General features: G+C 41.4%; 32 protein-coding genes and 2 pseudogenes. 29 read left to right on the top strand and 5 right to left on the bottom strand.

Going from position 1 to position 22913, the window contains the following annotated elements; translation table 11 throughout:
* Positions 1 to 9 precede the first annotated feature (9 nt).
* The 26 genes from rplD to rplQ all read left to right on the top strand — a co-directional run bounded on the left by rplD (position 10) and on the right by rplQ (position 13102).
* On the top strand, positions 10 to 612 hold the full coding sequence (gene rplD / locus JMY00_RS10445; RefSeq protein WP_057758698.1) for a 50S ribosomal protein L4: 603 nt from the start codon (positions 10 to 12) through the stop codon (positions 610 to 612).
* Positions 609 to 959: a 50S ribosomal protein L23 gene (rplW, locus tag JMY00_RS10440; RefSeq protein WP_057758700.1), complete on the top strand. Its 351-nt coding sequence runs from the start codon at positions 609 to 611 to the stop codon at positions 957 to 959. The genes rplD and rplW overlap by 4 nt, the downstream gene beginning before the upstream one ends.
* 11 nt (positions 960 to 970) lie before the next feature.
* Positions 971 to 1798 (top strand): 50S ribosomal protein L2, encoded by an 828-nt coding sequence (gene rplB, locus JMY00_RS10435; protein WP_057758702.1) that lies wholly within the window; start codon positions 971 to 973, stop codon positions 1796 to 1798.
* A 12-nt stretch (positions 1799 to 1810) separates the two neighbouring features.
* Positions 1811 to 2086 carry a 30S ribosomal protein S19 gene (gene rpsS / locus JMY00_RS10430; protein WP_010196682.1) on the top strand — a complete coding sequence of 92 codons (276 nt, stop codon included), beginning with the start codon at positions 1811 to 1813 and terminating at the stop codon, positions 2084 to 2086.
* A gap of 10 nt (positions 2087 to 2096) precedes the next feature.
* Complete coding sequence (gene rplV / locus JMY00_RS10425) at positions 2097 to 2426, top strand: 50S ribosomal protein L22 (protein ID WP_021813373.1); 330 nt, start codon at positions 2097 to 2099, stop codon at positions 2424 to 2426.
* A gap of 3 nt (positions 2427 to 2429) precedes the next feature.
* Positions 2430 to 3152: a 30S ribosomal protein S3 gene (gene rpsC, locus JMY00_RS10420; RefSeq protein ID WP_057758704.1), complete on the top strand. Its 723-nt coding sequence runs from the start codon at positions 2430 to 2432 to the stop codon at positions 3150 to 3152.
* 3 nt (positions 3153 to 3155) lie between these two features.
* Entirely contained in the window at positions 3156 to 3569 is a 414-nt protein-coding gene (gene rplP, locus JMY00_RS10415; protein WP_025644399.1) for a 50S ribosomal protein L16, read from the top strand.
* Positions 3569 to 3766 (top strand): 50S ribosomal protein L29, encoded by a 198-nt coding sequence (gene rpmC, locus JMY00_RS10410; RefSeq protein ID WP_025644397.1) that lies wholly within the window; start codon positions 3569 to 3571, stop codon positions 3764 to 3766. Before rplP ends, rpmC begins: the two co-directional genes overlap by 1 nt.
* On the top strand, positions 3763 to 4038 hold the full coding sequence (gene rpsQ, locus JMY00_RS10405; RefSeq protein WP_021813375.1) for a 30S ribosomal protein S17: 276 nt from the start codon (positions 3763 to 3765) through the stop codon (positions 4036 to 4038). The genes rpmC and rpsQ overlap by 4 nt, the downstream gene beginning before the upstream one ends.
* 183 nt (positions 4039 to 4221) lie before the next feature.
* Positions 4222 to 4590 carry a 50S ribosomal protein L14 gene (rplN, locus tag JMY00_RS10400; RefSeq protein WP_010196702.1) on the top strand — a complete coding sequence of 123 codons (369 nt, stop codon included), beginning with the start codon at positions 4222 to 4224 and terminating at the stop codon, positions 4588 to 4590.
* Between the two features lie 8 nt (positions 4591 to 4598).
* Complete coding sequence (gene rplX, locus JMY00_RS10395) at positions 4599 to 4916, top strand: 50S ribosomal protein L24 (protein WP_101204866.1); 318 nt, start codon at positions 4599 to 4601, stop codon at positions 4914 to 4916.
* Positions 4917 to 4937: 21 nt separating this feature from the next.
* Entirely contained in the window at positions 4938 to 5474 is a 537-nt protein-coding gene (rplE, locus tag JMY00_RS10390) for a 50S ribosomal protein L5 (RefSeq protein ID WP_101204865.1), read from the top strand.
* A gap of 12 nt (positions 5475 to 5486) precedes the next feature.
* Positions 5487 to 5792 (top strand): 30S ribosomal protein S14, encoded by a 306-nt coding sequence (rpsN, locus tag JMY00_RS10385; protein ID WP_010196705.1) that lies wholly within the window; start codon positions 5487 to 5489, stop codon positions 5790 to 5792.
* A gap of 11 nt (positions 5793 to 5803) precedes the next feature.
* Entirely contained in the window at positions 5804 to 6202 is a 399-nt protein-coding gene (gene rpsH, locus JMY00_RS10380; protein ID WP_101204864.1) for a 30S ribosomal protein S8, read from the top strand.
* 176 nt (positions 6203 to 6378) lie between these two features.
* Positions 6379 to 6912 (top strand): 50S ribosomal protein L6, encoded by a 534-nt coding sequence (gene rplF, locus JMY00_RS10375; RefSeq protein WP_057758710.1) that lies wholly within the window; start codon positions 6379 to 6381, stop codon positions 6910 to 6912.
* Between the two features lie 11 nt (positions 6913 to 6923).
* Positions 6924 to 7274: a 50S ribosomal protein L18 gene (gene rplR, locus JMY00_RS10370; protein WP_057758713.1), complete on the top strand. Its 351-nt coding sequence runs from the start codon at positions 6924 to 6926 to the stop codon at positions 7272 to 7274.
* A gap of 2 nt (positions 7275 to 7276) precedes the next feature.
* Positions 7277 to 7792: a 30S ribosomal protein S5 gene (gene rpsE / locus JMY00_RS10365; protein ID WP_057758716.1), complete on the top strand. Its 516-nt coding sequence runs from the start codon at positions 7277 to 7279 to the stop codon at positions 7790 to 7792.
* Positions 7793 to 7812: 20 nt separating this feature from the next.
* Positions 7813 to 7992, top strand: a complete 180-nt coding sequence (gene rpmD / locus JMY00_RS10360; protein ID WP_057758718.1) for a 50S ribosomal protein L30 — start codon at positions 7813 to 7815, stop codon at positions 7990 to 7992.
* Positions 7992 to 8432, top strand: a complete 441-nt coding sequence (gene rplO, locus JMY00_RS10355) for a 50S ribosomal protein L15 (protein WP_201580104.1) — start codon at positions 7992 to 7994, stop codon at positions 8430 to 8432. Before rpmD ends, rplO begins: the two co-directional genes overlap by 1 nt.
* Positions 8433 to 8451: 19 nt before the next feature.
* On the top strand, positions 8452 to 9783 hold the full coding sequence (gene secY / locus JMY00_RS10350) for a preprotein translocase subunit SecY (protein WP_166739245.1): 1332 nt from the start codon (positions 8452 to 8454) through the stop codon (positions 9781 to 9783).
* Between the two features lie 31 nt (positions 9784 to 9814).
* Positions 9815 to 9931 (top strand): 50S ribosomal protein L36, encoded by a 117-nt coding sequence (rpmJ, locus tag JMY00_RS10345; protein ID WP_010196721.1) that lies wholly within the window; start codon positions 9815 to 9817, stop codon positions 9929 to 9931.
* Between the two features lie 247 nt (positions 9932 to 10178).
* Complete coding sequence (gene rpsM / locus JMY00_RS10340) at positions 10179 to 10535, top strand: 30S ribosomal protein S13 (RefSeq protein WP_021813384.1); 357 nt, start codon at positions 10179 to 10181, stop codon at positions 10533 to 10535.
* A gap of 20 nt (positions 10536 to 10555) precedes the next feature.
* Positions 10556 to 10945: a 30S ribosomal protein S11 gene (gene rpsK, locus JMY00_RS10335; protein WP_010196728.1), complete on the top strand. Its 390-nt coding sequence runs from the start codon at positions 10556 to 10558 to the stop codon at positions 10943 to 10945.
* Between the two features lie 48 nt (positions 10946 to 10993).
* A complete protein-coding gene (gene rpsD, locus JMY00_RS10330) occupies positions 10994 to 11635 on the top strand; it encodes a 30S ribosomal protein S4 (protein WP_057758723.1) in 642 nt (213 codons plus the stop codon).
* An 80-nt stretch (positions 11636 to 11715) separates the two neighbouring features.
* Positions 11716 to 12723 carry a DNA-directed RNA polymerase subunit alpha gene (rpoA, locus tag JMY00_RS10325; protein ID WP_021813386.1) on the top strand — a complete coding sequence of 336 codons (1008 nt, stop codon included), beginning with the start codon at positions 11716 to 11718 and terminating at the stop codon, positions 12721 to 12723.
* Positions 12724 to 12742: 19 nt separating this feature from the next.
* Positions 12743 to 13102, top strand: a complete 360-nt coding sequence (rplQ, locus tag JMY00_RS10320) for a 50S ribosomal protein L17 (RefSeq protein WP_021813387.1) — start codon at positions 12743 to 12745, stop codon at positions 13100 to 13102.
* 110 nt (positions 13103 to 13212) lie between these two features.
* On the opposite strand, the gene JMY00_RS10315 is transcribed toward rplQ, so the two are convergent.
* The 3 genes and pseudogenes from JMY00_RS10315 to JMY00_RS10305 form a co-directional block, all read right to left on the bottom strand.
* On the bottom strand, positions 13213 to 13833 hold the full coding sequence (locus JMY00_RS10315) for an L-threonylcarbamoyladenylate synthase (RefSeq protein ID WP_201580103.1): 621 nt from the start codon (positions 13831 to 13833) through the stop codon (positions 13213 to 13215).
* A gap of 232 nt (positions 13834 to 14065) precedes the next feature.
* Positions 14066 to 14425 (bottom strand): annotated as a pseudogene (locus JMY00_RS10310) (elongation factor P hydroxylase); the annotation flags it as partial.
* 406 nt (positions 14426 to 14831) lie between these two features.
* Positions 14832 to 15329 carry an elongation factor P hydroxylase gene (locus tag JMY00_RS10305; protein ID WP_057758727.1) on the bottom strand — a complete coding sequence of 166 codons (498 nt, stop codon included), beginning with the start codon at positions 15327 to 15329 and terminating at the stop codon, positions 14832 to 14834.
* Between the two features lie 446 nt (positions 15330 to 15775).
* Here JMY00_RS10305 and JMY00_RS10300 point away from each other — a divergent pair.
* Positions 15776 to 16941 (top strand): IS3 family transposase gene (locus JMY00_RS10300; RefSeq protein WP_201580102.1). Its coding sequence is split into 2 segments (ribosomal slippage): positions 15776 to 16034 and positions 16034 to 16941, totalling 1167 coding nucleotides; the frame shifts between segments, so codons are not numbered across the junction.
* Between the two features lie 193 nt (positions 16942 to 17134).
* Here the strand turns inward: JMY00_RS10300 and JMY00_RS10295 are convergent.
* On the bottom strand, positions 17135 to 18649 hold the full coding sequence (locus JMY00_RS10295; protein WP_201580101.1) for a hypothetical protein: 1515 nt from the start codon (positions 18647 to 18649) through the stop codon (positions 17135 to 17137).
* A gap of 145 nt (positions 18650 to 18794) precedes the next feature.
* On the opposite strand from JMY00_RS10295, the pseudogene JMY00_RS10290 reads away from it, so the two are divergent.
* Positions 18795 to 20019 (top strand): annotated as a pseudogene (locus JMY00_RS10290) (IS3 family transposase).
* Between the two features lie 140 nt (positions 20020 to 20159).
* Here the strand turns inward: JMY00_RS10290 and lnt are convergent.
* A complete protein-coding gene (gene lnt, locus JMY00_RS10285; protein WP_077449698.1) occupies positions 20160 to 21728 on the bottom strand; it encodes an apolipoprotein N-acyltransferase in 1569 nt (522 codons plus the stop codon).
* A gap of 239 nt (positions 21729 to 21967) precedes the next feature.
* Here lnt and JMY00_RS10280 point away from each other — a divergent pair, with 239 nt between their 5' ends.
* Positions 21968 to 22612, top strand: a complete 645-nt coding sequence (locus JMY00_RS10280; RefSeq protein ID WP_007394850.1) for a DUF411 domain-containing protein — start codon at positions 21968 to 21970, stop codon at positions 22610 to 22612.
* The last annotated feature ends 301 nt before the right edge of the window (positions 22613 to 22913 follow it).

The raw sequence follows: 22913 nt of genomic DNA, 5'->3' as shown, positions 1-22913 counted from the left end.
GGGATTAACGTGGATTTAAAAACAGTTACAGGTGCGGCGGTTGAGCTTTCTGATACGGCATTTGGTCGTGAATTCAACGAAGCACTAGTGCATCAAGTCGTCACCGCTTATTTAGCTGGTGCTCGCCAAGGTACACGCGCACAAAAAACACGTGCCGAAGTTTCTGGCGGTGGTATTAAGCCATGGCGCCAAAAAGGTACTGGTCGCGCTCGTGCGGGTTCTATTCGTAGCCCAATCTGGCGTTCAGGTGGTCGTGCATTCGCTGCAAAACCACAAGATTGGTCACAGAAAGTAAACCGTAAAATGTATCGCGGTGCGATGCAGTGCATCCTAGCAGAATTGATTCGTCAAGAGCGTCTGATTTTGGTAGAAGAGTTGAGCGTTTCTGGGCCGAAAACCAAAGAACTGATTGCTAAGTTGAACGATTTGAATGCACCTCGTGCACTAATCGTGACTAAAGAAGTTGATGAAAACTTATACTTAGCTGCTCGCAACATTCCACATGTCAATGTACTTGGTACAAATGAAGTGGACCCAGTGAGCTTGATCGCATTTGATAAAGTGATCATGTCAGTTGAAGCTGCGAAACAATTTGAGGAAGCACTAGCATGAATAACGCAAGACTTTATCAGGTCTTAAGAGGGCCTGTATTCTCAGAAAAATCTCAAATGCTTGGCGACTCACTTGGTGTGCAGGTATTTAAAATTGATTCTAATGCTACTAAGCTTGAAGTCAAGAAAGCAGTTGAGTTGATGTTTGAAGGTGTTGAAGTCACTAAAGTAAACACTTTGAATGTTAAAGGTAAGACAAAGCGTTTTGGTAAAAGCATCGGCCGTCGTAACGACTACAAAAAAGCCTATGTTACCTTAAAAGCTGGTCAAGATGTACAAATGGCTGATGCTGGTGAAGAAGTAGCGAATACTACTGATTCTACTAGTGAAACAGCGAATAACGAATAAGGATTACACTCATGCCTATCGTAAGAGCAAAGCCAACATCACCAGGCCGTCGTTTTGTTGAAAAAGTAGTGCATCCACACCTGTACAAAGGTCGTCCGTTTGCAGCACTTCTAGAATCAAAAAGCAAGTCAGGTGGTCGTAACAATAATGGCCGCATTACTACTCGTCACATTGGCGGTGGTCATAAGCAACATTATCGCATTATCGATTTCAAACGTACTAAAGACAATATCCCAGCAACGGTAGAGCGTATCGAATACGATCCTAACCGTACTGCTCATATTGCTCTACTTAAGTATGCTGATGGCGAACGTCGTTACATTATCGCTGCTAAGAAACAAGTAGTTGGTGATACAGTAATGTCAGGCGAGACTTCTCCAATTCGTCCAGGTAACTGCTTACCGCTAAAAAACATCCCATTGGGTACTGTGATTCACAATATCGAGCTTAAAATCGGTAAAGGTGCACAGATGGCTCGTTCTGCGGGTGCTAGCGTTCAGTTATTAGGTCGTGACGGTGTTTATGCTATTCTACGTATGCGTTCTGGCGAAACTCGCCGTGTACACGTAAATTGCCGCGCTGTTATTGGTGAAGTTTCTAACACTGAAAACAACTTGAAATCACTTGGTAAAGCCGGTGCTTCACGTTGGCGTGGTGTTCGTCCTTCTGTTCGTGGTGTCGCTATGAACCCGGTTGATCACCCACACGGTGGTGGTGAAGGTCGTAACAAAGGTCGCCATCCAACCAGCCCTTGGGGTCAGAAGTCTAAAGGACTTAAAACGCGTCACAATAAGCGTACTGACAACATGATCATCCGCCGTCGCGCCAAGAAGAAATAAAGGAAGAATTTCATGCCTCGTTCATTGAAAAAAGGTCCATTCATAGACGCGCACTTGTTTGCTAAAGTTGAGAATGCATTAGACACCAACTCACGCAAGCCAATTAAGACTTGGTCGCGCCGCTCGATGATTCTGCCACAAATGGTTGGCCTAACTTTATCTGTTCACAACGGCCGTACTCATGTACCGGTTATCGTGAGCGAGCAGATGGTTGGTCATAAACTAGGTGAATTTGCCCCGACTCGTACGTATCGTGGTCACGGCATTGACAAAAAAGCTAAGAGATAAGGTGCTTACCATGGAAGTAACTGCAAAATTACGCGGTGCCGCCATATCGGCACAAAAAGTTAGACTCGTTGCTGATGAAGTTCGTGGCAAATCTATTGAGCGTGCTTTGGATATCCTAACGTATAGCAATAAAAAAGGCGCTGTGTTTGTTAAGAAATGCCTTAACTCAGCCATCGCCAATGCCGAACATAATCACGGCTTAGATATTGACGACCTAAAAGTCGCTACTATCTATGTTGATGAAGGCATTACGCTAAAACGTATCCTACCACGTGCCAAAGGCCGTGCTGATCGTATCAGCAAGCGTACTTGTCACATCACTATAAAGGTAGGAGAATAAGTTATGGGTCAAAAAGTACATCCAATCGGAATTCGTCTTGGTGTTGTAAAAAAGCATAACGCAAACTGGTATGCTAACCCTAAACAATACTCAGAATACCTAATCAACGACATTCAAGTTCGTGAATATCTACGCAAAAAGCTAGATAACGCTATGATCAGCAACATCATGATCGAGCGTCCTACTGGCGCTGCTAAGATTACCATCGCCACTGCGCGTCCTGGTATTGTTATCGGTAAGAAAGGCGAAGATATCGAAAGACTTCAAAAAGAATTGACCAAAATTATGGGCGTACCTGCTCAGGTCAACATTGAAGAAATCACGTCACCTGACCTTGATGCACGTTTGGTAGCAGACGGCATCGGTAGCCAGCTTGAGCGTCGTGTTATGTTCCGTCGTGCGATGAAACGCGCGGTACAGAACAGCATGCGTTCTGGTGCTAAAGGTATCAAGGTTGAGCTGTCTGGCCGTCTAGGCGGTGCTGAGATTGCTCGTAGTGAATGGTACCGTGAAGGTCGTGTGCCATTGCATACACTCCGTGCTGATATTGACTACTCGTCAATTCGTGCAGAGACAACTTACGGCACCATCGGTGTTAAAGTTTGGATTTTCCGTGGCGAAATCCTTGACGGTATGAACAGTGTATATAATCCCGTCAAAGAAGAGCAGACTCGTGCGCCAAAACGCCGTGGTCGTGGAAACCGTCGAAACTCAGACAGAGGTTAAACTATGTTACAGCCAAAACGTACCAAGTTTCGTAAAATGCACAAAGGTCGTAACACTGGGCTAGCTCATCGTGGAAGCACCGTTGCATTCGGACAAATTGGTCTAAAATCATTGACGCGTGGTCGTATGACAGCTCGTCAAATTGAAGCAGCACGTCGTACCATCACTCGTAAAATTAAGCGTGGCGGTAAGATTTGGATTCGTGTATTCCCTGACAAACCAATTACCAACAAACCATTAGAAGTACGTATGGGTAAAGGTAAAGGTCCAGTAGAATATTGGGTATGCGAAATCAAACCTGGTAAAGTGCTATATGAAATTGAAGGGGTATCTGAAGAGCTTGCTCGTGATGCATTAACGCTCGCTGCAGCAAAATTGCCCTTTAAAACTACCATTGTTAAGCGGACGATAATGTAATGAAGATCAGTGAATTACGTGATAAATCATTAGAAGAACTGACCCAGTTACTTGATGAAAAGCAACTTGATGCTTTCCGTATTCGTATGGCTAAAGCAACTGGTCAGTTGGGTAATACCCATGAAGTTAGAGCCAATCGTCGCACGATTGCCCAGCTTCAGACTTTGATTAACGAGAAACAACGAGGCGACTCATGAGCGATAACAATCAAACAGCTACCAATGCTAGCGTATTGACAGGACGAGTTGTCAGCGACAAGATGGACAAGTCCATCACAGTTTTGATTGAGCGTCTGGTTCGTCATCCTTTGTATGGCAAGCAGCTTCGTCGTTCTACGAAAATCAAAGCTCATGATGAGAATAACGTTTGCCAACAAGGCGACCTTGTCCGCATCAAAGAAACGCGTCCAATCTCAAAAACTAAGTCTTGGACTTTAGTTGATGTGGTTGAAAAAGTAGAAAAAATCTAAGTAAATTGCATTAAAAGCCAGAAGCTGTTAAAATAGCCGCCTTTTTAAGGATGCTGATTGCGCCGAGCGTATATCACTCACATTAAGAGTAAGTCGCGGTTATTTATATTAAAATGCCGTCCTACTCATTCTGTGCTAGCGGCAGCAACTGGTTTTTATTGCTCATACGTGTGGAGTAACGCTATGATTCAGGTTGAGTCAATGCTGGAAGTTGCAGACAATAGCGGTGCAAGGCGAGTTCAGTGCATTAAAGTACTGGGTGGTTCTCATCGTCGTTATGCATCAGTTGGCGACATTATTAAAGTAACGGTTAAAGAAGCCATTCCTCGTGGTCGTGTTAAAAAAGGCGACGTGATGAATGCAGTAGTTGTACGTACCAAAAAAGGCGTTCGTCGTCCAGATGGTTCTGTGTTACGTTTTGATGACAATGCTGCGGTATTGTTGAACCAAAACAAAGCGCCGATTGCAACTCGTATTTTTGGACCGGTAACTCGTGAACTACGTGGTGATCAGTTTATGAAAATTGTATCACTAGCACCAGAAGTATTGTGAGGTAATCCATGTCAAAATTACGTAAAGGCGATACAGTTATCGTGATTGCTGGGAAAGACAAAGGCAAGCAGGGTACTGTACAAGCTGTAAAAAACGATCGTATTAAAGTTGAAGGCATTAATATTGTTACTAAACATCAGAAGCCAAATCAGGCAACTGGCGTTGAAGGTGGCATTCTTAAGCAAGAAGCTTTTCTGCATATCTCAAATGTCGCAATCTTAAATGCGCAAACCCAAAAAGCAGACCGTATTACTTATCAGTTTGGCGAAGACGGCAAGAAACAACGCGTCTATCGTTCAAGCGGTGAAGTAGTGGCGACTGCGTAAGACACTAAGGGTGTAATGGTAATGGCAAGATTAAAATCTTTATATAACGATGAACTAAAGCAGCAAATCAAAGAAGAGCTTGGTTTGGCAAATGTGATGCAAGTGCCTAAAATCACTAAAATCACACTTAACATGGGTGTAGGCGGCGCGTCTCAAGACAAGAAATTGTTGGAAGGCGCTGTAGCTGATATGACCGCGATTGCTGGTCAAAAACCTGTTGTCACCAAAGCGCGTAAATCAGTTGCTGGCTTTAAGATTCGTGAAGAATGGCCAATTGGCTGTAAAGTAACGCTACGCGGTGAGCAAATGTACGAATTTTTAGATCGTCTCGTTGCCATTGCAATTCCTCGTATTCGTGATTTCCGCGGTTTTTCACCTAAAGCCTTTGACGGACGTGGTAACTACTCATTGGGTATCAAAGAACAAATCGTATTCCCAGAAGTAGATTTTGACAAGATTGATCGTATCCGTGGTATGGATGTGACAATCACCACGTCAGCTCAATCTGATGAAGAAGGTCGTGCGTTGCTTAAAGCATTCGGCTTCCCATTTAAATAAGGTAAAGACGTTATGGCAAAGAAGAGCATGATTAACCGCGAATTAAAGCGCGAAAAAATGGTTGCTAAATATGCTGAAAAGCGTATCAAGCTAAAAGAAACTATCAGTGATATGACTGCAAGTGACGAAACTCGTATGGAAGCGATGTTAGAGCTACAAGCTCTTCCACGCAACTCATCACCAGTACGTCTGCGTAATCGTTGTGCTATCACCGGTCGTCCTCACGGTTACTTCCGCAAGTTTGGCTTGTCACGCAATATGCTGCGTGAGCGTGTCATGCAAGGCGATGTGCCTGGTGTTCGTAAAGCAAGCTGGTAAGGAGTAACTATATGAGTATGCAAGATACCGTTGGGGATATGCTAACCCGTATCCGTAACGCACAAATGGCTAACAAAGTATCGGTAGCAATGCCGAGCTCTAAATTACGTAAATCAATTGCTGATTTACTAGTTAGCGAAGGTTATGTGGCTAGCGCTGTTGTTGCTGAAGAAGAAAACAACAAAGCAACCCTTACTATTGAATTGAAATATTTCGAAGGCCGTGCTGTCATCGAAACTATCCAACGTTATAGCCGTCCTGGTTTACGCCAGTTCCGCGGTAAAGACGCTATCCCTACTGTTAAGCAAGGTATGGGTGTTGCTATCGTATCTACTAGCCAAGGTATCATGAGCGATCGTGCTGCACGCGCTGCTGGTATCGGTGGTGAAATCGTCGCATTTGTAGCGTAAGCTATACGACGATGAAGTCTATTTGATGGTTGTTAGGCTTCTATTGATTGAGTAATATTAAATTATTTTGAATTGATAGATGTCTAACACAGTCAACTATGCTAAACTAACACGCTTTTTAGCCTGTTAGTTTTTTCGCTAATATAAAGAAGTTAAATTTTTTAAGGAATATTCCTATGTCTCGTGTGGCTAAAGCCCCAGTGACGCTGCCAAACGGCGTAAGCGTTACTTTGAACGATCGGCAGGTCGAAGTTAAAGGCAAGAACGGTTCTATGTCTTTACGCCTGCATGAATTGGTCGAGCTGAAACAGGAAGATGATGCTATCATTTTCTCACCTACAGTCGATTCAAAAGAAGCTATGATGCACACTGGCACCATGCGCGCTCTTGTTAACAACTATGTTACTGGCGTAAACGAAGGCTTTGAAAGACGTCTTCAATTAATTGGTGTTGGTTATCGCGCGCAAGTTACTGGTAACAAAGTAACCTTGAACGTTGGTTATTCTCATCCAGTAGAGTATACGTTACCTGAAGGTGTATCAGCTGAAACGCCAACGCAAACTGAAATTGTTTTGAAATCAAACAATAAACAGCAGCTTGGTCAAGCAGCCGCCAACATCCGTGGTTTCCGCCCACCTGAGCCTTATAAAGGTAAAGGTATTCGTTATAGTGACGAGCATGTGATTCGCAAAGAAGCTAAGAAAAAATAAGGTGAGTTGAAATGTTTGATAAAAAAGCAGCTCGTCTGCGTCGAGCTAAGAAAACACGCGCGCATATCCGTTTCTTAGGCGTTCATCGCTTAACGGTTAACCGCACGTCAAAACATATTTATGCCCAGATTATCTCTCCAAATGGTGGTGAAGTGATTGCTCAGGCATCTACCTTAGACAGCAGCTTGCGTTCAGGCGCGACTGGTAATGCTGATTCAGCAACGTCTGTAGGCCAAATGATCGCAGAACGCGCAAAAGCAGCTGGCATTACTAAAGTTGCCTTTGACCGTAGTGGTTTCAAATATCATGGTCGAGTTAAAGCTTTAGCAGAAGCTGCTCGCGAAAACGGATTGGAGTTTTAATCATGGCTAGAAATGATAAAAATGATAAAAATGAACAGACTGACGGTCTAGTAGAACGCTTAGTTACCGTTGATCGCGTAGCAAAAGTTGTTAAAGGTGGTCGTATTTTCTCTTTCACTGCATTAACTGTAGTGGGCGATGGCAATGGTCGTGTAGGTTTTGGTCGTGGTAAAGCACGTGAAGTGCCAGCTGCTATCCAAAAAGCACTAGAAGCTGCCAAACGTAATATGATTACTGTTGAGCTAAATGATGCAACTTTGCATCATCCAATCAAAGCACGTCATGGTGCTAGTAAAGTCTACATGCAACCTGCATCTGAAGGTACTGGCGTAATCGCTGGTGGCGCAATGCGTGCTGTATTAGAAGTTGCTGGTGTCAAAGATGTTTTGACTAAATGTTATGGTTCTACCAATACTGCTAACGTTGTTCGCGCAACGTTTAACGGTTTACGTGATATGTCAACTCCAGAGAAGATGGCAGCTAAACGTGGTAAATCTGTAGACGAAATCTTGGGTTAACTTAGACTAGGTGAGTTACGATGAAAAAAATGAAAGTCACTCAATTTAAATCGGGTGCCCATCGCCTAAAGAGCCACAAAGCGAGCTTGAAAGGATTGGGTTTACGCCGTATTAATCATACTGTAGTAGTAGAAGATACTCCTTCGACTCGTGGTATGGTCAATCGCGTTAACTACATGGTAAAAGTGGAGGAAGCGTAATGGGTCTTAGATTAAATGAATTATCACCAGGTGTTGGCGCAAAGAAAACTGCCCAACGTCGTGGTCGTGGTATCGGTTCAGGTCTTGGTAAGACTGGTGGTCGTGGTGTAAAAGGTCAGAAATCTCGTTCAGGTTCTAGCATTCGCTCAGGATTTGAAGGTGGTCAAATGCCTTTATATCGTCGTCTACCAAAATTTGGTTTTACCAGTAAACTGGCTATGAAGACTGCTGAAGTACGTCTTTCTGAACTGAATAAAATTGAAGGCAATGTAGTTAGCCTTGAAACACTTAAAGCTGCTAACCTTATCCGTCACGATATGAAACGTGCTCGTGTAATGCTATCAGGCGAAGTCACTAAAGCTTATACTTTCAAAGGTATTAAAGTGACTAAAGGTGCTAAGCAAGCTATCGAAGCTGCTGGTGGTAGCATCGAGGAGTAGTAACGTGTCAAAACAATCAATGTCATCGGCTGGTATACCGCTTAATCCATTCGCATTTATACGTAAGTATGATGAGCTATGGACGCGTTTATTATTTTTAATCGGCGCATTGATTGTTTATCGTTTAGGGTCACATATTCCAGTTCCGGGTATTAACCCAGTTAACTTGGCTGATCTGTTTTCGCGCAACGAAAACACCATTCTGAGCATGTTTAATATGTTCTCAGGTGGTGCGCTAGAGCGTATGTCTATCATGGCACTTGGTATTATGCCATATATCTCAGCATCGATTATCGTACAGATGATGTCTGCAGTATTGCCATCGCTTGAAGCCCTCAAAAAAGAAGGTGAAGCGGGACGACGCAAGCTAAACAAGTATACCCGTCAGGGAACGCTTGCTTTAGCCCTAGTACAGTCATTAGGAATGTGTGCCGGCTTAATCAGTCAAAACCTTACTTTATCTACTGGTCTTACTTTTTATATTCCAGCTGTTACTTCTTTAGTAGCAGGCGCAATGTTCTTAATGTGGCTTGGTGAGCAGATTACAGAGCGCGGCGTAGGTAATGGTATTTCAATGCTCATTTTTGCGAGTATTGTGGCTGGTACGCCAGGTATGATTTCGCAGTCTATTGAACAGGTCAATCAAGGTCAGATGAACTTGATTGTGCTATTTATTTTTGTACTGCTAGGTATCGCGGTTACTGCGGGTATCGTTTATATTGAACGTGCTCAACGCCGTGTTCCTGTGAACTATGCTCAAAAGCAGCAACAAGGTCGCAAAATTTATGCTCAGCAGCAATCACATTTGCCGTTGAAGCTAAATATGGCAGGGGTTATCCCCGCTATTTTTGCCAGTTCTTTGTTATTGTTTCCTGCAAGTTTAGGGCAGTGGGTTGGTCAATCGACTGATCCTACCTTTGTACAGAAAATACTTCAAAATATGGCATTGGTGTTGTCTCCAGGGCAGCCTCTATATTTAGTACTGTTTGGCGCAATGATTATTTTCTTCTGTTATTTTTATACGGCATTGGTATTTAGTCCGCGTGAAGTAGCAGAGAACCTTAAACGTAGTGGTGCGTATATCCCAGGTATTCGCCCAGGACAACAAACTCAGCGTTACCTCGATCATGTATTAAACCGACTGACCTTTATTGGCGCGATGTATATGACGGTTATTTGTTTAATGCCAATGGTCGTCCAGTCATCGTTTGGTGTGCCGTTTCAACTCGGTGGTACGTCTTTACTGATTATGGTGGTTGTGGTAATGGACTTCATCTCGCAGATTCAAGCGCATTTGATGACCCATCAATATCATGATCAGACGTTAATTCAATCGCCCACTCAACCTTAAATGAGCGGTACGATATTTCAAGGAGCATGCTATGAAAGTTCAAGCATCAGTTAAAAAGATTTGTGGTAGCTGTAAAGTTGTGCGCCGTAAAGGCCGTGTACATATTATTTGTACAGCAGAACCTCGCCACAAGCAACGTCAAGGTTAATCTTTAGTATTAGAAAACCTCTAGTTTTCGCTGCTAATTAAATTAATACTTGAAAAATAACGGCGGATGCGATATCATCCGCCACTTGCCGTGTTTATACAAAATCTTTTATAATAGAATCGATGAGCAGACTTATAGTCAAACCATCGATAATAACTATAAAAGCTCTAGTATTAACAGCAACAAATCTGAAGAGTAAAGCCTTATCGCTAGATAACGCTTATTTTTCTTTAATGGAGAGAAATCAATGGCTCGTATTGCCGGCGTAAACATTCCGGATAATAAGCATGCTGTTATTTCACTAACTTACATCTTTGGTGTAGGTCGTACCACTGCTCAGAAAATCTTAGAAGCAGTTGGCATCGCCCCTACTACTAAAGTCAGTCAGTTAGATGATACACAGTTAGATGCTATCCGTGCACAAGTTGCAAACTACATGACTGAAGGTGACCTTCGTCGTGAAGTTTCAATGAACATCAAGCGTTTAGTTGATCTTGGTTGTTACCGTGGCATCCGTCATCGTCGTAACCTACCAGTTAGAGGTCAGAACACCAAGAACAACGCTCGTACTCGTAAGGGTCCGACACGCCCTCTCAAAAGATAATTAACTTAGGAAGCTAAAAGATGGCAAAAGACACTCGCAGTCGCAAAAAGGTGGCTCGTCGTTCAGTATCGGAGGGCATTGCCCATATCCATGCGTCTTTTAATAACACCATTGTTACGATTACCGATCGTCAAGGTAATGCATTGGCTTGGGCCACTTCAGGTGGACAAGGCTTCCGTGGTTCACGTAAATCTACACCATTTGCAGCTCAGGTTGCAGCTGAAGTCGCTGGTAAAGCGGCCCAAGAATATGGTGTTAAGAATATCGATGTTTTGGTCAAAGGACCAGGACCGGGTCGTGAGTCTGCGGTAAGAGCACTAGGTGCATTGGGTTATAAAGTTAACAGCATCTCTGATGTAACCCCAATCCCACACAATGGTTGCCGTGCGCCGAAAAAGCGCCGCGTCTAATATTAAAGACGAAGCTTTTTATACTAAAAGCTTATAGGAGACATAACAATGGCCCGCTATATTGGACCAAAACTGAAATTATCACGTCGTGAAGGTACGGATTTAGGCCTTAAGTCTGGCGTTAAACCGTATGACGTAAAAACGAAGAAAGCTGGTCGTCCACCAGGTCAGCATGGCGTAAGCCGTAACAAGACCTCAGAATATGCTCTACAGTTGCGTGAAAAGCAAAAAGTTAAGCGTATTTATGGTGTACTAGAGCGTCAATTCGCGAACTACTATAAAGAAGCTGCTCGTAAGCGTGGCGCTACTGGTGAAAACTTGCTAGCAATGCTTGAGAGCCGTCTAGATAACGTTGTATATCGCATGGGCTTTGGCTCGACTCGCGCAGAAGCACGTCAGCTAGTCAGTCATCGTACTGTTATGGTAAAAAAAGCTGGTCGTGATGAGTTTGTTCGTGTGAACATTCCTTCAATTCAGCTTCAAGATGGTGATGTCATCGCTATCCAAGAGAAATCTCGCGAACAACTACGTATTAAAAACGCTATCGAATTAGCGACACAACGTGGTATTCCAGAATGGCTTGATGTTGACCACAGCAAACTACAAGGCACGTTTAAACATGCGCCTGATCGTATTGATCTACCTGCTGAAATCAACGAAAGCTTGATCGTTGAGCTATACTCTAAGTAATGACGTAATGCTCAATGTTATGAAAATGGCATTGAGCAATTAACGTTAATTAAACCAGTTTAATAAATCGAGGTGACATCATGATGCTAAATGCAACTGAGTTTCTAACGCCGAATGCCATTAATGTGGATACGGTTAACGAAACGATTGCGAAAGTCACGCTCGAACCGTTAGAACGCGGCTTTGGGCATACCCTAGGTAATGCTCTGCGTCGCATCTTGTTATCTTCATTACCTGGTGCTGCAGTCATTGAAGCTGAGATTGATGGTGTTGACCATGAATACTCAACGCTTGAAGGCCTGCAAGAAGACGTACTTGATTTGCTTTTGAACCTAAAAGGCTTAGCAATTACGCTTCATGACCAAAATGAAGTATTTTTGACCTTGGATAAACAAGGTCCAGGCACTATTACTGCTGCAGACATCGCGTTGCCGCACAATGTTGACATCATCAATCCAGAATTGGTCTTGGGTACATTGAGCGATCGTGGTCATCTTAAGATGCGTTTGCGTGTAGTGATGGGTCGTGGATATGAGCCAGCAAACCAGCGCCGTGAAGATGGTGATACTAAAGCAATTGGACGCTTAAAGCTTGATGCAAGTTTTAGTCCTGTGCTTCGTGTTGCTTATCAGGTTGAGAACGCTCGTGTAGAGCAGCGTACTGATCTTGATCGTCTTATCATTGAGCTTGAAACTAATGGCACTATAGATCCAGAAGAAGCAATTCGTAAAGCAGCCACTATTTTACAACAACAGATTTCTATCTTTGTTGACCTAGAAGCTGAAGAAGCGCCTGAGCCTGTGAAAGAGAAAGAAGAGGTTGATCCGGTGCTATTACGCCCTGTGGACGATCTTGAACTAACGGTTCGCTCAGCCAACTGCTTGAAAGCTGAAAACATTTACTATATCGGTGATTTGGTACAGCGTTCAGAGACTGAACTTCTAAAAACCCCAAATCTTGGTAAGAAATCATTGACAGAAATCAAGGACGTATTAGCGTCTAAAGATTTAGAGCTCGGTATGCGCCTAGATAACTGGCCACCAGCTGATTTACGTGTTGATGATCGCTTTTCTTATCGTAGCCGTTAAACTTTAAGGATTTTTGACTATGCGCCATCGTAAGAGTGGAGTCAAGCTGGGTCGTACCGGCAGTCATCGTAAGGCAATGTTTCAGAACATGACTAACTCATTATTTGAGCATGAACTGATCAAAACAACTTTACCAAAAGCTAAAGAACTACGTCGCGTTGCCGAGCCATTGATCACTATGGCTAAAGAAGACAGCGTTGCTAACCGTCGTTTAGCATTCAGCCGTATGCGTAGCAAAGCTATGGTAGGCAAGTTATTTGGCACGTTAGGTCCTCGTTACCAGACGCGTCCAGGTGGTTATTTGCGTATCGTAAAATGCGGTTACCGTGATGGTGACAATGCGCCAATGGCTTATGTAGAATTGGTTGATCGCGACTAGTTTTGCACCTAAGACATATTCCATAAAAAAGCTCCAATGCAATTGGAGCTTTTTTTTGTCTTAAATTTGACTAAATATACTATTAGTTGTTTAAAGCAATAATTAGCTGCTTAGAGTAATAACGAATCGACATTGGCCGCACCTTGTCTGATAACTTCAGGAACGCTGCTAGTCATATCTACGATAGTAGTAAGCTTGGTCGTCTTTATACCTGCATTGATCAGTCCATCGATTTGGTTGCCTAGTAAGTCTTCAATCTCAAATGGGTCATCCAAAATATCGTCTTGATTGGGCAAAATCAGTGAGCTGGTTAAAATAGGTTCATCCATCGCTTCTAATAATGCTTGAGCAATGGGGTTACTAGGTACACGAATACCAATGGTTTTTTTCTTTGCATGCGCCAGTTTTTTTGGTACGTCTTTGGTGGCATTAAGAATAAAAGTAATTGGGGCAGGGGTGTGGGCTTTCAGCTGTTTAAATTGCACATTATCAACTGTTGCATAATTGGCAATTTCGCTTAGGTCGCGGCACAGTAAGGTAAATTGATGCTTATCATCGAGTTCACGGATTTGCTTGAGTTTAGCTAGGGCATCCTTTGCTCCCAAACGGCAACCAAAAGCGTAACTGGTATCAGTTGGGTAAATAATTAACTGATCTCTGCGCAATAGGTCAGCGGCTTGCTCAATGAGACGTGGCTGCGGATTATCGGGATGAATATAGAAGACTTCCATAGTGGTTCCTTATTTTATAATTATTGGTTTTTAATTGAGACAAACTTTTCATTAATTAGATTTAGTTCAATTACTAGATATATTAGGAAAACTATTCTAGAACTAAAGCAGATCGATATTTTCAAAATACCACTTCAGTTATCAGTATAGCTCAAAGTAGATATAAGTTTAGTGGCAAGGCGTTACCAACCGTAGAAAATCGTTAATAATTAGGAACGCTTAGTAATTTAAACTAAGCGCTGATCTCAGATGAAGAAGTGCAAGCGCTAAGTAACGCAGTCAGTAAAGTCTTAGCGTCACGCGGCAGAGTATGAGGTTTGGCTATATAGCTTTGGACTTGCTGATAGACATCAATAGCAAAGGTGCTACTACTAGTATCGAAGTCGGCACACAAGTTATCTTGTGAGACTTGGAAATTTCGTCCACACGCCAAGGTGAACAAACACTCTAATGCTTGAGGTTTGATTTCTACACGCTCAAATGCCTGCTGCTGCGCCGCTGATCGTCCATCTGGAGCATACCAGTAGCCAAAGTCAGATAGTTGTCTACGAGTGTCACCAGCTACACACCAATGACTGATTTCTAGTAAACTCTTAACTATAAATGTACATTACTAAGTTATTGATTGATAAAGAAGTAATTGTAATGATGTAAAATCAGCTTCTTGATAAAAAAATGTACAATATTCCTCATAAAAGGAGATATTGTACATTAAGTGAGTCATTGGAATTATCACTTTTCAAAGCACTAAGAAGCTTATATTAGCCGTGTATATACAATCGAGACATATCAATATTTTATTTTTGATGAATAGATCGGGACTTTTTGTTGGTTCTTCTCTTAGTAGATATTCTTTGTTTTTTCAATAAAATTGGGAAGGCTAGAATATTTACTATAGTTATCATCGGCTGAATAGTAGCCTGATGAATATACTTCACATGACTGCTTTGAAATTTTAAAATTAAGTAAGTATGAATTTGCAATATGTAGTTAATAAACTAATTATCCCTTAACGTAGAAAAATCTGTATGCATTAATGTTTCTAAAGCTATTCTAGCCGTAGGAGGAGGATTCGTAATCATCTCTTGATAATTAACTTCTAAGTTTTTTAGAAACACCTCTGATATCGGTCGACCTGAAAAATCATCAAAGCTAGGTGAAAAATGTATACCTATAGCTTCACACATAGCCTTTTCTAAGCCTTGAGGTCTTGCTTCAACCAATTGAAATAGCTCTTGCTCTTCACTTGTTCTACCACATTCAGTATACCAGTAACCATAGTCATCTAATTTGCGTCGTTTTTGCCCTGCCAAACAGTAATGAGCAATTTCATGTAATAGGCTTCTTGGGTAGTTTTCTTTAAAAAAGATCTTCGCATTTGTATCTGCTTTTGGCGCTTCATAGTAGGGTTCATCTACTCCACCAATTATGGTTAGAGTAGGAAAAAGATGTTCAAATAAAATTTTTAGTTTGTTACACAAATGATCGTCATTCATAGGAATACTTTTAAGGCATCTTAATAGCCGTAATATGAGAAATAAAGCTTTAGAGAGGCTTTATTCATAGATTGTATTTGAGCTAAACAGGAACAAGATTAAGCTATTTATTAGATCTTTTCACTAATCTTATATGTGGAGAATCTGCTAACTCTCTTTGAAGTTCAAAATTCTGTCTTAGAATGTTAAGATAATCTTGCATTATAATGTCATATTCTTCTTTTATCATGTCGTATTTCAAATTAGCTTTGATTTTGAGCTCTTTTTCATGTTTTAACTTAGTAGAAGTATTAGGTTTTTCTTGAGCACGATTTTTGCGTTCTTCTTCCGCTTTTGTTATTGCTTCGCAAAGTTCTGGATATCTCTCATTACGGACATACCTGAGCTATGCTGAAAAAACTGTAGAACCAAACTTGGTAAACTAACGACTCAATGAGGAGTTTATCATGACTAAGAAAATCAGAACCTATAGTGCAGCATTCAAAGCTGAAGCTGTTAAAAAGATAGCAGATAATAATGGCAATGTTTCAGCGACTGCAAAGCAGCTTGGCATCGCCATGCAGACATTATCTAACTGGCAAAACAAAGCTGATAAAGGCAAGCTGATCGGTACTAAAGAATATGATCCTGAGCTCATGGCTATACTAGAAGAGAATAAACGTCTTAAACGTGATCTAAAAGTTGCTCAGGAAGAGCGAGATATTCTAAAAAAGGCCACGGCGTACTTCGCGAAACACAGTTGATGAAGTACGTCTTTATCAAGGATAATCAGAAGATATTTAGCATCACCTGTATGTGTCACGTATTAGATGTCAAGCCATCAAGCTATTACAACTGGATAAATCGTGGTGTTAGTAATCAGCAGATCCACCGCAACCAGTGTGAGCTGCTAGTGCGCGTGGCTCATGATGAAACTAAGCAGCGTTATGGCTGTGAGCGATTGCATGCTCATCTTGCAGAGCAAGGCCATCATATCAGTCAATACATGGTAAGACGCATTAAAGAAGAATACGGCATTGCTTGCCGTCGTCACAAGCGTTTTAAAGTTACCACCAACTCAAACCATAACAAGTTTATCTATCCAAACCTGCTCGACCAAAAATTCCATACCAGTCGTCCTAACGAAGCTTGGGTTAGTGACATTACCTATGTCTGGACCAATGAGGGTTGGCTATACTTAGCAGGTGTTAAAGACCTCTACACCAAAGAGCTTGTCGGCTATGCCATCAATAAGCGAATGACAGCAGATTTAGTTTGCCGTGCACTCAATATGGCCATCAAGAACAAACGACCCAACCAACAGCTGATTGTGCATTCTGATAGAGGCAGTCAGTACTGTAGTTATGACTATCATAAGATCATTAAGAAGCATAAATTTAAGGGCTCAATGTCCAGGCGTGGCAATTGCTTTGATAATGCGCCCATAGAAAGCTTCTGGGGCATATTAAAGAATGAGTTGGTGTATCACGAAGACTATAAAACAAGGTTTGAAGCCATCAGTGATATCACTAAATATATTGAGCTTGAGTACAACCAGACTAGAATCCAAAAGGGTTTAGGCTATAAAACGCCAAGACAGGTATGGTTTGACTTTTATCGTCAGGCTGCGTAACTAAAATCTCCCAAGTCAATGTCTACAGATTTGACAGCATAGGTCATACCCTTTTCCTTTACCTGCCTCTCTACCTACAGCGTCTCTAGTAAACTTAAACCGTGATGACTTTGTATTGACAATTTTGGCTGTACCATCTTGTAGACGATTCAAAGCATCCCAATAAGCCTGTTCTGCCTGGCTAGTTTTCATGTTATTTCTCTTGATTTACTTCTAATACTGAAAGAAGACTGTCTATTTTTTTAATACTCACTTCGTATTCATGATGAACACGCTTTGGAATATCTAAAGTGAGTTGAGACTTATAAAAATCTTTAGTTTGTAGCAAAATACTTTTGGATTCTGGTGAAAACACCGCATTTTCACAGCTAATACAAGCAGATGCCAATACACCAGCACCTTTATCACAAGGTTTAATAGACATACATCCGCCAACTAAAGTAGATCGATAACGAATTTTGCCATTTTTGACTGCTTTCTTAGTACTATTTCTATTATCTAAGAACTTAGGAAGCTTATTCTCTACTTTTCTTTTTTGTAGATTTTTACCAGCTGCACCAGTTAGTGTCACCCTGCTATCTAACAATTCATGCAAATTATCTGACTCTACTCTTGCTTGGGCCTCCTGCCATTCCTTTTGCATAGCTTTGACTTCAGGGCCGTTGCCTAAAATATTTATCGCTCTAGAGTTTGAGTCCGTGTAATAGACTGTCATCATCATGCTTATATGTTTTAGCTGGGATTTAAGAGTAGGATATGAAACATAACCACTAGAAGCAGCATACACGGCTAAGGAGCGTCTAAACTGATGAAAGCCTAAAGGCCAAGGCTTACCTAATTTAATATTATTAGATATTTCATCGCCGTATAAAAATTGACTGACTTCCTTTAAGTCTTGTTCTGAAATTAATAAGTGCTCTGATGACATTATTTTTTGAATGAGGTTGCTATTTAAGGCAGTTGTTGCATAATCAAAATGCGGATGAGGCTTTCCAGATTTCCCATTTTCAATTGAAAAAAACAACGGTAACTTACTCTCATCTTCTGCCACCTGACTCTTATTAGCAGACCAGTTCAAAGCTCCTTGAGTGATAAATTTAGCTGCTTCAAAAGCTTCTTCAACAATTGAACCTGTTACCCATTTTGTAAATCTTGGTACTCCATTACTTTCCAATTTTGTTGTAGTTGACCATACTACAGGTATATTCCCAGTATCGGAATGAATATGTCTTAGCCCGTTGAAAGGGATAGATAGTAATTCATTTTTACGCATACCTGTAAACGCAGCTATAACAAAAGCGCTTTTCATCTGTATTTGACCTAAGCTGATTGTTAAACTTAACCAATTAGCATTCTTGATGATGTTTAAATCTGTTAATTCTGCTAAAATCTTAGTTAGCTTTGTATCTGTCTTCAAAGCAGTTTGCCAATAAAATCTGATTAAGCTTTTTTGTGATTTAGTAAGCTTACTCATAGGTACACTCTGATCTAATCTTAATGCTTCATCTCTTACTTTAGTACGTGCAGAAAAAACATATGAGATCTGCTCAGCGTGCTTATTAAAAACCTGCAAACTTTCAATGGTATCTTTTAGCAGGTTCTGATAAATACGTGAAGGAATGATCATGGTTTGAAGACTTTGAGAAGTCTCAGGGAAAGATTTTCTAGTCTTTCTTAGTTTGCTTGAAAATTCTTTTGAAGGTTGCATGTTACACCAAAAATTACTTTGATTTAAAACAGATGCTGTATCAATAAATCTTTGTATCTTGCCTAAATGCAAACCTATTGTGAGCTATGCTGAAGAAACCGTAGAGATAAACTTGGTAAACTAAGCGTATTGACAGGAGTTTACCATGACCAAGAAAGTAAGAACCTACAGTGACGAATTTAAAGCCGAGGCCGTCAAGAAGATATCAGACAATAATGGCAATATCTCAGCCACTGCAAAGCAGCTTGGCATTGCCATGCAAACGCTATCAAATTGGCATAACAAAGCCAATCAAGGCAAGCTTGTCGGCACAAAGCAATACGATCCTGATCTTATGAGTGCTCTTCAAGAAATAAAGCAGCTCAAGCGGCAGCTCAAAGTGGCTGAAGAGGAACGCGAAATACTAAATGAGGAGGGATAAAGCGAAGCACTGCTTCGCCCCGACGCAAGGGGAGAGCTATGCTCGAGTTGGCGACGGCGTACTTCGCGAGAAACAGCTAGTCAGGTACGCCTTTATCAAAGACAACCAGTTCCTCTTTCGCATCACCACTATGTGCCGTGTGTTAAGGGTTAAGCCATCAAGCTATTACGACTGGCTAAGTCGTGATCTCAGCGACCAACAGATACATCGCAACCAGTCTGAATTACTGGTTAAAGCGGCTCACAATGAAACGAAAGAACGTTATGGCGCAGATCGACTGCATGCTCATCTAAGCGAGCAAGGCCATAACATTAGCCTGTATATGGTAAGAAGCATCAAAGAGCAACACGGCATTAAATGTCGTCGTCATAAGCGCTTTAAAGTCACCACCGACTCCAATCACAACAAGCTGGTCTATCCAAACGTACTGGATCAGAAGTTTGATGCTAAGCGCCCTAACGAGTCGTGGGTCAGCGACATCACCTATATCTGGACGAATGAGGGTTGGCTGTACTTAGCAGGGGTCAAAGACTTATACACCAAAGAGCTTGTCGGTTACGCTATTAACAAGCGTATGACCGCAGATTTAGTTTGCAAAGCACTAAATATGGCCATCAAGAATAAACGTCCAAGCAAAGGGCTAATCGTTCATTCAGACAGAGGCAGTCAGTATTGCAGTCACGCCTACCACAAGACCATTAAGCAGCATCAATTTATAGGCTCAATGAGCGGCAAAGGCAACTGTTTCGATAACGCTCCGATAGAAAGCTTCTGGGGCACATTAAAGAATGAGCTGGTATATCATCAAGACTATAAAACAAGGTTCACAGCCATCAATGATATTATCAGTTATATCGAGCTGTACTACAATCAGACGAGGATTCAAAAGGGTTTGGGCTATCAATCGCCAAGACAGGTGTGGTTTGATTATTATCGTCAGGCTGCGTAATTAAAATCTCCCAAGTTTATGTATACGGATTTGACGGCAGGGGTCAATAGTTTAAAACTTTTATATTTACGTGCGTTAGGACGTTACCTAGAAAAAATAAAAAACTTACACTGATTAAATTATTATGATTAAGTTTACTATTACCCTCGTCTTCTAAGTGTGGTTAGACCTTTGCCAAAATAGCTTAGTAGTAATAACAAGGTTATTATTATCAAGATAGGATAATTTCCCATAAGCATAAAGGGCGTGTTACCAACCCGTGCCTGTATCTCACCACGTAGTACAGTACGCTCAAACTGCGGTGCGCGTTTTACAATACGACCTTTATGGTTAATGATAGCGGTAACACCAGTATTGGTCGCTCGAATAAACCAGCGCCCGTTCTCAAGCGCGCGCATTTGTACCATTTGCAAATGTTGCAATGGTCCTGCTGAAGTGCCAAACCAGGCATCGTTAGAGACGGTCAACAAAAATTCAGTATCGATGGCATTTTTACGCGTGGTATCTGGATAAGCTACCTCATAACAGATAGCCGTCCCTATATTGTGTCCACGCACCTTTAGAGGTGACTGCTGATCACTACCACGACTATAGTTCTTAATATCCTGACTACCGGCCAAACTTGGGAAAATATCGAGCACGCCTTCAAATGGAATATACTCTCCAAAAGGCACTAGACGCTGCTTCTTGTATAGGCCTTCCGCTTCTACACCTCGAGCAATCACGCTATTGTAAAATGGGGGATACTTATCCGTACTGGCATTGAATGCCGCTTTATCCTTATAAGGGATACCAGTTATCCATGTCGTATTGGTCGCATTAGCCATTTCTATCATTTCACTAATAAAGCCCGCAGCCTCATCCTGAAACATAGGAATAGATGATTCAGGCCACACCACAACATCACGTCCCCACTCAGTGCGTGTTAACTTCGCATAAATCTTTAGCGTTTCTACTTGATACTTAGTCAGCCACTTTATATCTTGTGAAATATTACCTTGAATCAATGACACTGACAGATCAGGTGTGCCCTTAGGTTTTGTCCATTGCGGATTGACCAGCCATAATGATGTGCTAATGGCTAATAACAGTACAGAAACGATGGCATAACTACTGCGCCGAAGCAGTAGCTCTACTAAACTTGCAGCCAATAGTATGGCAACAAAAGAGACGGAAAAAACACCAGCAACGGGTGCTAAGGACGATAACCAATACTCTTCAGTAAATGCATAACCAACAAACAGCCACGGAAAGCCTGTGAATAACCAAGTTTTTAACCATTCTTGTAGCACCCAAAGAGCAGCAAATGAAAAGGGTTGTTTGCCTACCATACGGTTAAAGACTAGTGCTAACAATCCATGAAATAGTCCCATACCGAGACCCATCAATGCAATCATAATCAATGCGAGCCACGTTGGTGTATCGCTATAATCATGGATAGCAGTATAGAGCCAAAAGCCGCCGACGCACCATAGCCCCATACCGTAAGCTTCACCGATAATAAAAGCGCGACGACCACTCATACTTGTCACCAACAGCGCATATAAAATCGCTGGTGATACTATTGCTAGCGGCCAAAACCCATAAGGCGCTAGCGAAAATAAAAAAATAGCTCCTGCAAGCCATGCTGCTACTAGCGTAAGCGATAGCGGTAATTGATTTAAGTGAGTACTCAAACGCTTTTGTAGATTAATAGTAGACAGGCGCATCGCAAATTATCCAAAATTATGAGCCTTGAATTTTTAATCAAAATCCAAAACTTAGATAGAGCCGTTAATACTACAGGCAGTATTTTAAAATAAAAACTGCTTATGATACCAGCCTGCACTGCTCAATGGATGAATTTATGTACTCCGTTTAATGGGTTATTATGCTACATTACCAAACGATATGAAGTGTTACTTGATCTTCTATAGCTCACAATACCTACAGTACATGAGAAAGCACTATGCCCCCCTTAAAAATAAAATCCAGTCTTATATGCAATCGTTATCTGTCTAAGGGGTTGCGTAGTACGTTATTATTACTGGCTGCCTCATCACTATTTGCTTGTAGCCAACCGAGTAGTGGCGTATCTGATGCAAGCACAACATCGGCATCAACTGAAGATGTTTTGGCTGTTCCAAAGACAGCTGAACCAAACGTTATAAATAATTCTATGATGACATCAGTAAGTAAACCAGACTTACTAAAAAACGTATCAGCCACTGTCTATAAAGATGCCAATTGCGGCTGCTGTAAAGAATGGATAAGTCATGCAGAAGATAATGGTCTAAGTGCAACCGCGCAAGATGTTGCGGACTTAGCCGTATTTAAAGAGCGCTACAGCGTTCCAAATGAAATGCGTTCTTGCCATACTGTAGTCACTACGGATGGTTACGTCTTTGAAGGTCATGTACCCGCTAAATATATGGCGCAGTTTTTAGAAAATCCGCCAGTACAAGCTATGGGTCTTGCCGTACCTGGCATGCCTATTGGTAGCCCAGGTATGGAGTATCAAAATAAATTCATGCCCTATCAGGTTATGCAGCTCAATAAAGACGGGACAACCCAAGTTTATGCTGATATTGAATCGGTAGAGCAGCAATTATAGTGTGTTAGCAGTTAAGAATACTTTGATTATAGTGTTAGCGTTAAAAGTAAATGAGGTAGGTATAAGACTGTTCTATTGCTTATAAAATGATTCTTCATCAAAAAATTCATTAGCTATTGCGACTTTAAAATTAAAAATAACTTTGAATTTGTAACTTTTGATGACAATGTAAGCGAATTTATCGGTTATTAACCCTTAAAATAGATAAATGACTAAGGGTTAATACAAGAATATACAGGATGTATCGAAACAATTACGTAATATTACATAAGCTAGTAGGGAATTAGCATCTATATTAATA

Origin of the sequence: Psychrobacter sp. Pi2-52 (genome assembly GCF_904846705.1) — a bacterium.
Classification (GTDB): domain Bacteria; phylum Pseudomonadota; class Gammaproteobacteria; order Pseudomonadales; family Moraxellaceae; genus Psychrobacter.
The sequence above is the reverse complement of the archived record's forward strand: the minus strand, read 5'-3'. Positions and strand labels throughout refer to the sequence as shown.

Excerpts from the sequence above, each read along its gene's own strand:
- rpsD (WP_057758723.1), top strand. The coding sequence starts at position 10,994 with ATGGCCCGCTATATTGGACCAAAACTGAAATTATCACGTCGTGAAGGT.
- rplO (WP_201580104.1), top strand. The coding sequence starts at position 7,992 with ATGGGTCTTAGATTAAATGAATTATCACCAGGTGTTGGCGCAAAGAAA.
- rplX (WP_101204866.1), top strand. The coding sequence starts at position 4,599 with ATGTCAAAATTACGTAAAGGCGATACAGTTATCGTGATTGCTGGGAAA.
- rplF (WP_057758710.1), top strand. The coding sequence starts at position 6,379 with ATGTCTCGTGTGGCTAAAGCCCCAGTGACGCTGCCAAACGGCGTAAGC.
- rpsC (WP_057758704.1), top strand. The coding sequence starts at position 2,430 with ATGGGTCAAAAAGTACATCCAATCGGAATTCGTCTTGGTGTTGTAAAA.
- rpsM (WP_021813384.1), top strand. The coding sequence starts at position 10,179 with ATGGCTCGTATTGCCGGCGTAAACATTCCGGATAATAAGCATGCTGTT.
- rplE (WP_101204865.1), top strand. The coding sequence starts at position 4,938 with ATGGCAAGATTAAAATCTTTATATAACGATGAACTAAAGCAGCAAATC.
- rpsS (WP_010196682.1), top strand. The coding sequence starts at position 1,811 with ATGCCTCGTTCATTGAAAAAAGGTCCATTCATAGACGCGCACTTGTTT.
- rpsQ (WP_021813375.1), top strand. The coding sequence starts at position 3,763 with ATGAGCGATAACAATCAAACAGCTACCAATGCTAGCGTATTGACAGGA.
- rpmD (WP_057758718.1), top strand. The coding sequence starts at position 7,813 with ATGAAAAAAATGAAAGTCACTCAATTTAAATCGGGTGCCCATCGCCTA.
- JMY00_RS10295 (WP_201580101.1), bottom strand. The coding sequence starts at position 18,649 with ATGCAACCTTCAAAAGAATTTTCAAGCAAACTAAGAAAGACTAGAAAA.
- JMY00_RS10305 (WP_057758727.1), bottom strand. The coding sequence starts at position 15,329 with ATGAATGACGATCATTTGTGTAACAAACTAAAAATTTTATTTGAACAT.
- JMY00_RS10315 (WP_201580103.1), bottom strand. The coding sequence starts at position 13,833 with ATGGAAGTCTTCTATATTCATCCCGATAATCCGCAGCCACGTCTCATT.
- rpsN (WP_010196705.1), top strand. The coding sequence starts at position 5,487 with ATGGCAAAGAAGAGCATGATTAACCGCGAATTAAAGCGCGAAAAAATG.
- rplP (WP_025644399.1), top strand. The coding sequence starts at position 3,156 with ATGTTACAGCCAAAACGTACCAAGTTTCGTAAAATGCACAAAGGTCGT.
- rplB (WP_057758702.1), top strand. The coding sequence starts at position 971 with ATGCCTATCGTAAGAGCAAAGCCAACATCACCAGGCCGTCGTTTTGTT.
- rpsE (WP_057758716.1), top strand. The coding sequence starts at position 7,277 with ATGGCTAGAAATGATAAAAATGATAAAAATGAACAGACTGACGGTCTA.
- rplQ (WP_021813387.1), top strand. The coding sequence starts at position 12,743 with ATGCGCCATCGTAAGAGTGGAGTCAAGCTGGGTCGTACCGGCAGTCAT.
- rpmJ (WP_010196721.1), top strand. The coding sequence starts at position 9,815 with ATGAAAGTTCAAGCATCAGTTAAAAAGATTTGTGGTAGCTGTAAAGTT.
- rpsK (WP_010196728.1), top strand. The coding sequence starts at position 10,556 with ATGGCAAAAGACACTCGCAGTCGCAAAAAGGTGGCTCGTCGTTCAGTA.
- rpoA (WP_021813386.1), top strand. The coding sequence starts at position 11,716 with ATGATGCTAAATGCAACTGAGTTTCTAACGCCGAATGCCATTAATGTG.
- JMY00_RS10280 (WP_007394850.1), top strand. The coding sequence starts at position 21,968 with ATGCCCCCCTTAAAAATAAAATCCAGTCTTATATGCAATCGTTATCTG.
- rpmC (WP_025644397.1), top strand. The coding sequence starts at position 3,569 with ATGAAGATCAGTGAATTACGTGATAAATCATTAGAAGAACTGACCCAG.
- rplN (WP_010196702.1), top strand. The coding sequence starts at position 4,222 with ATGATTCAGGTTGAGTCAATGCTGGAAGTTGCAGACAATAGCGGTGCA.
- rpsH (WP_101204864.1), top strand. The coding sequence starts at position 5,804 with ATGAGTATGCAAGATACCGTTGGGGATATGCTAACCCGTATCCGTAAC.
- rplW (WP_057758700.1), top strand. The coding sequence starts at position 609 with ATGAATAACGCAAGACTTTATCAGGTCTTAAGAGGGCCTGTATTCTCA.
- lnt (WP_077449698.1), bottom strand. The coding sequence starts at position 21,728 with ATGCGCCTGTCTACTATTAATCTACAAAAGCGTTTGAGTACTCACTTA.
- rplV (WP_021813373.1), top strand. The coding sequence starts at position 2,097 with ATGGAAGTAACTGCAAAATTACGCGGTGCCGCCATATCGGCACAAAAA.
- rplR (WP_057758713.1), top strand. The coding sequence starts at position 6,924 with ATGTTTGATAAAAAAGCAGCTCGTCTGCGTCGAGCTAAGAAAACACGC.
- secY (WP_166739245.1), top strand. The coding sequence starts at position 8,452 with ATGTCATCGGCTGGTATACCGCTTAATCCATTCGCATTTATACGTAAG.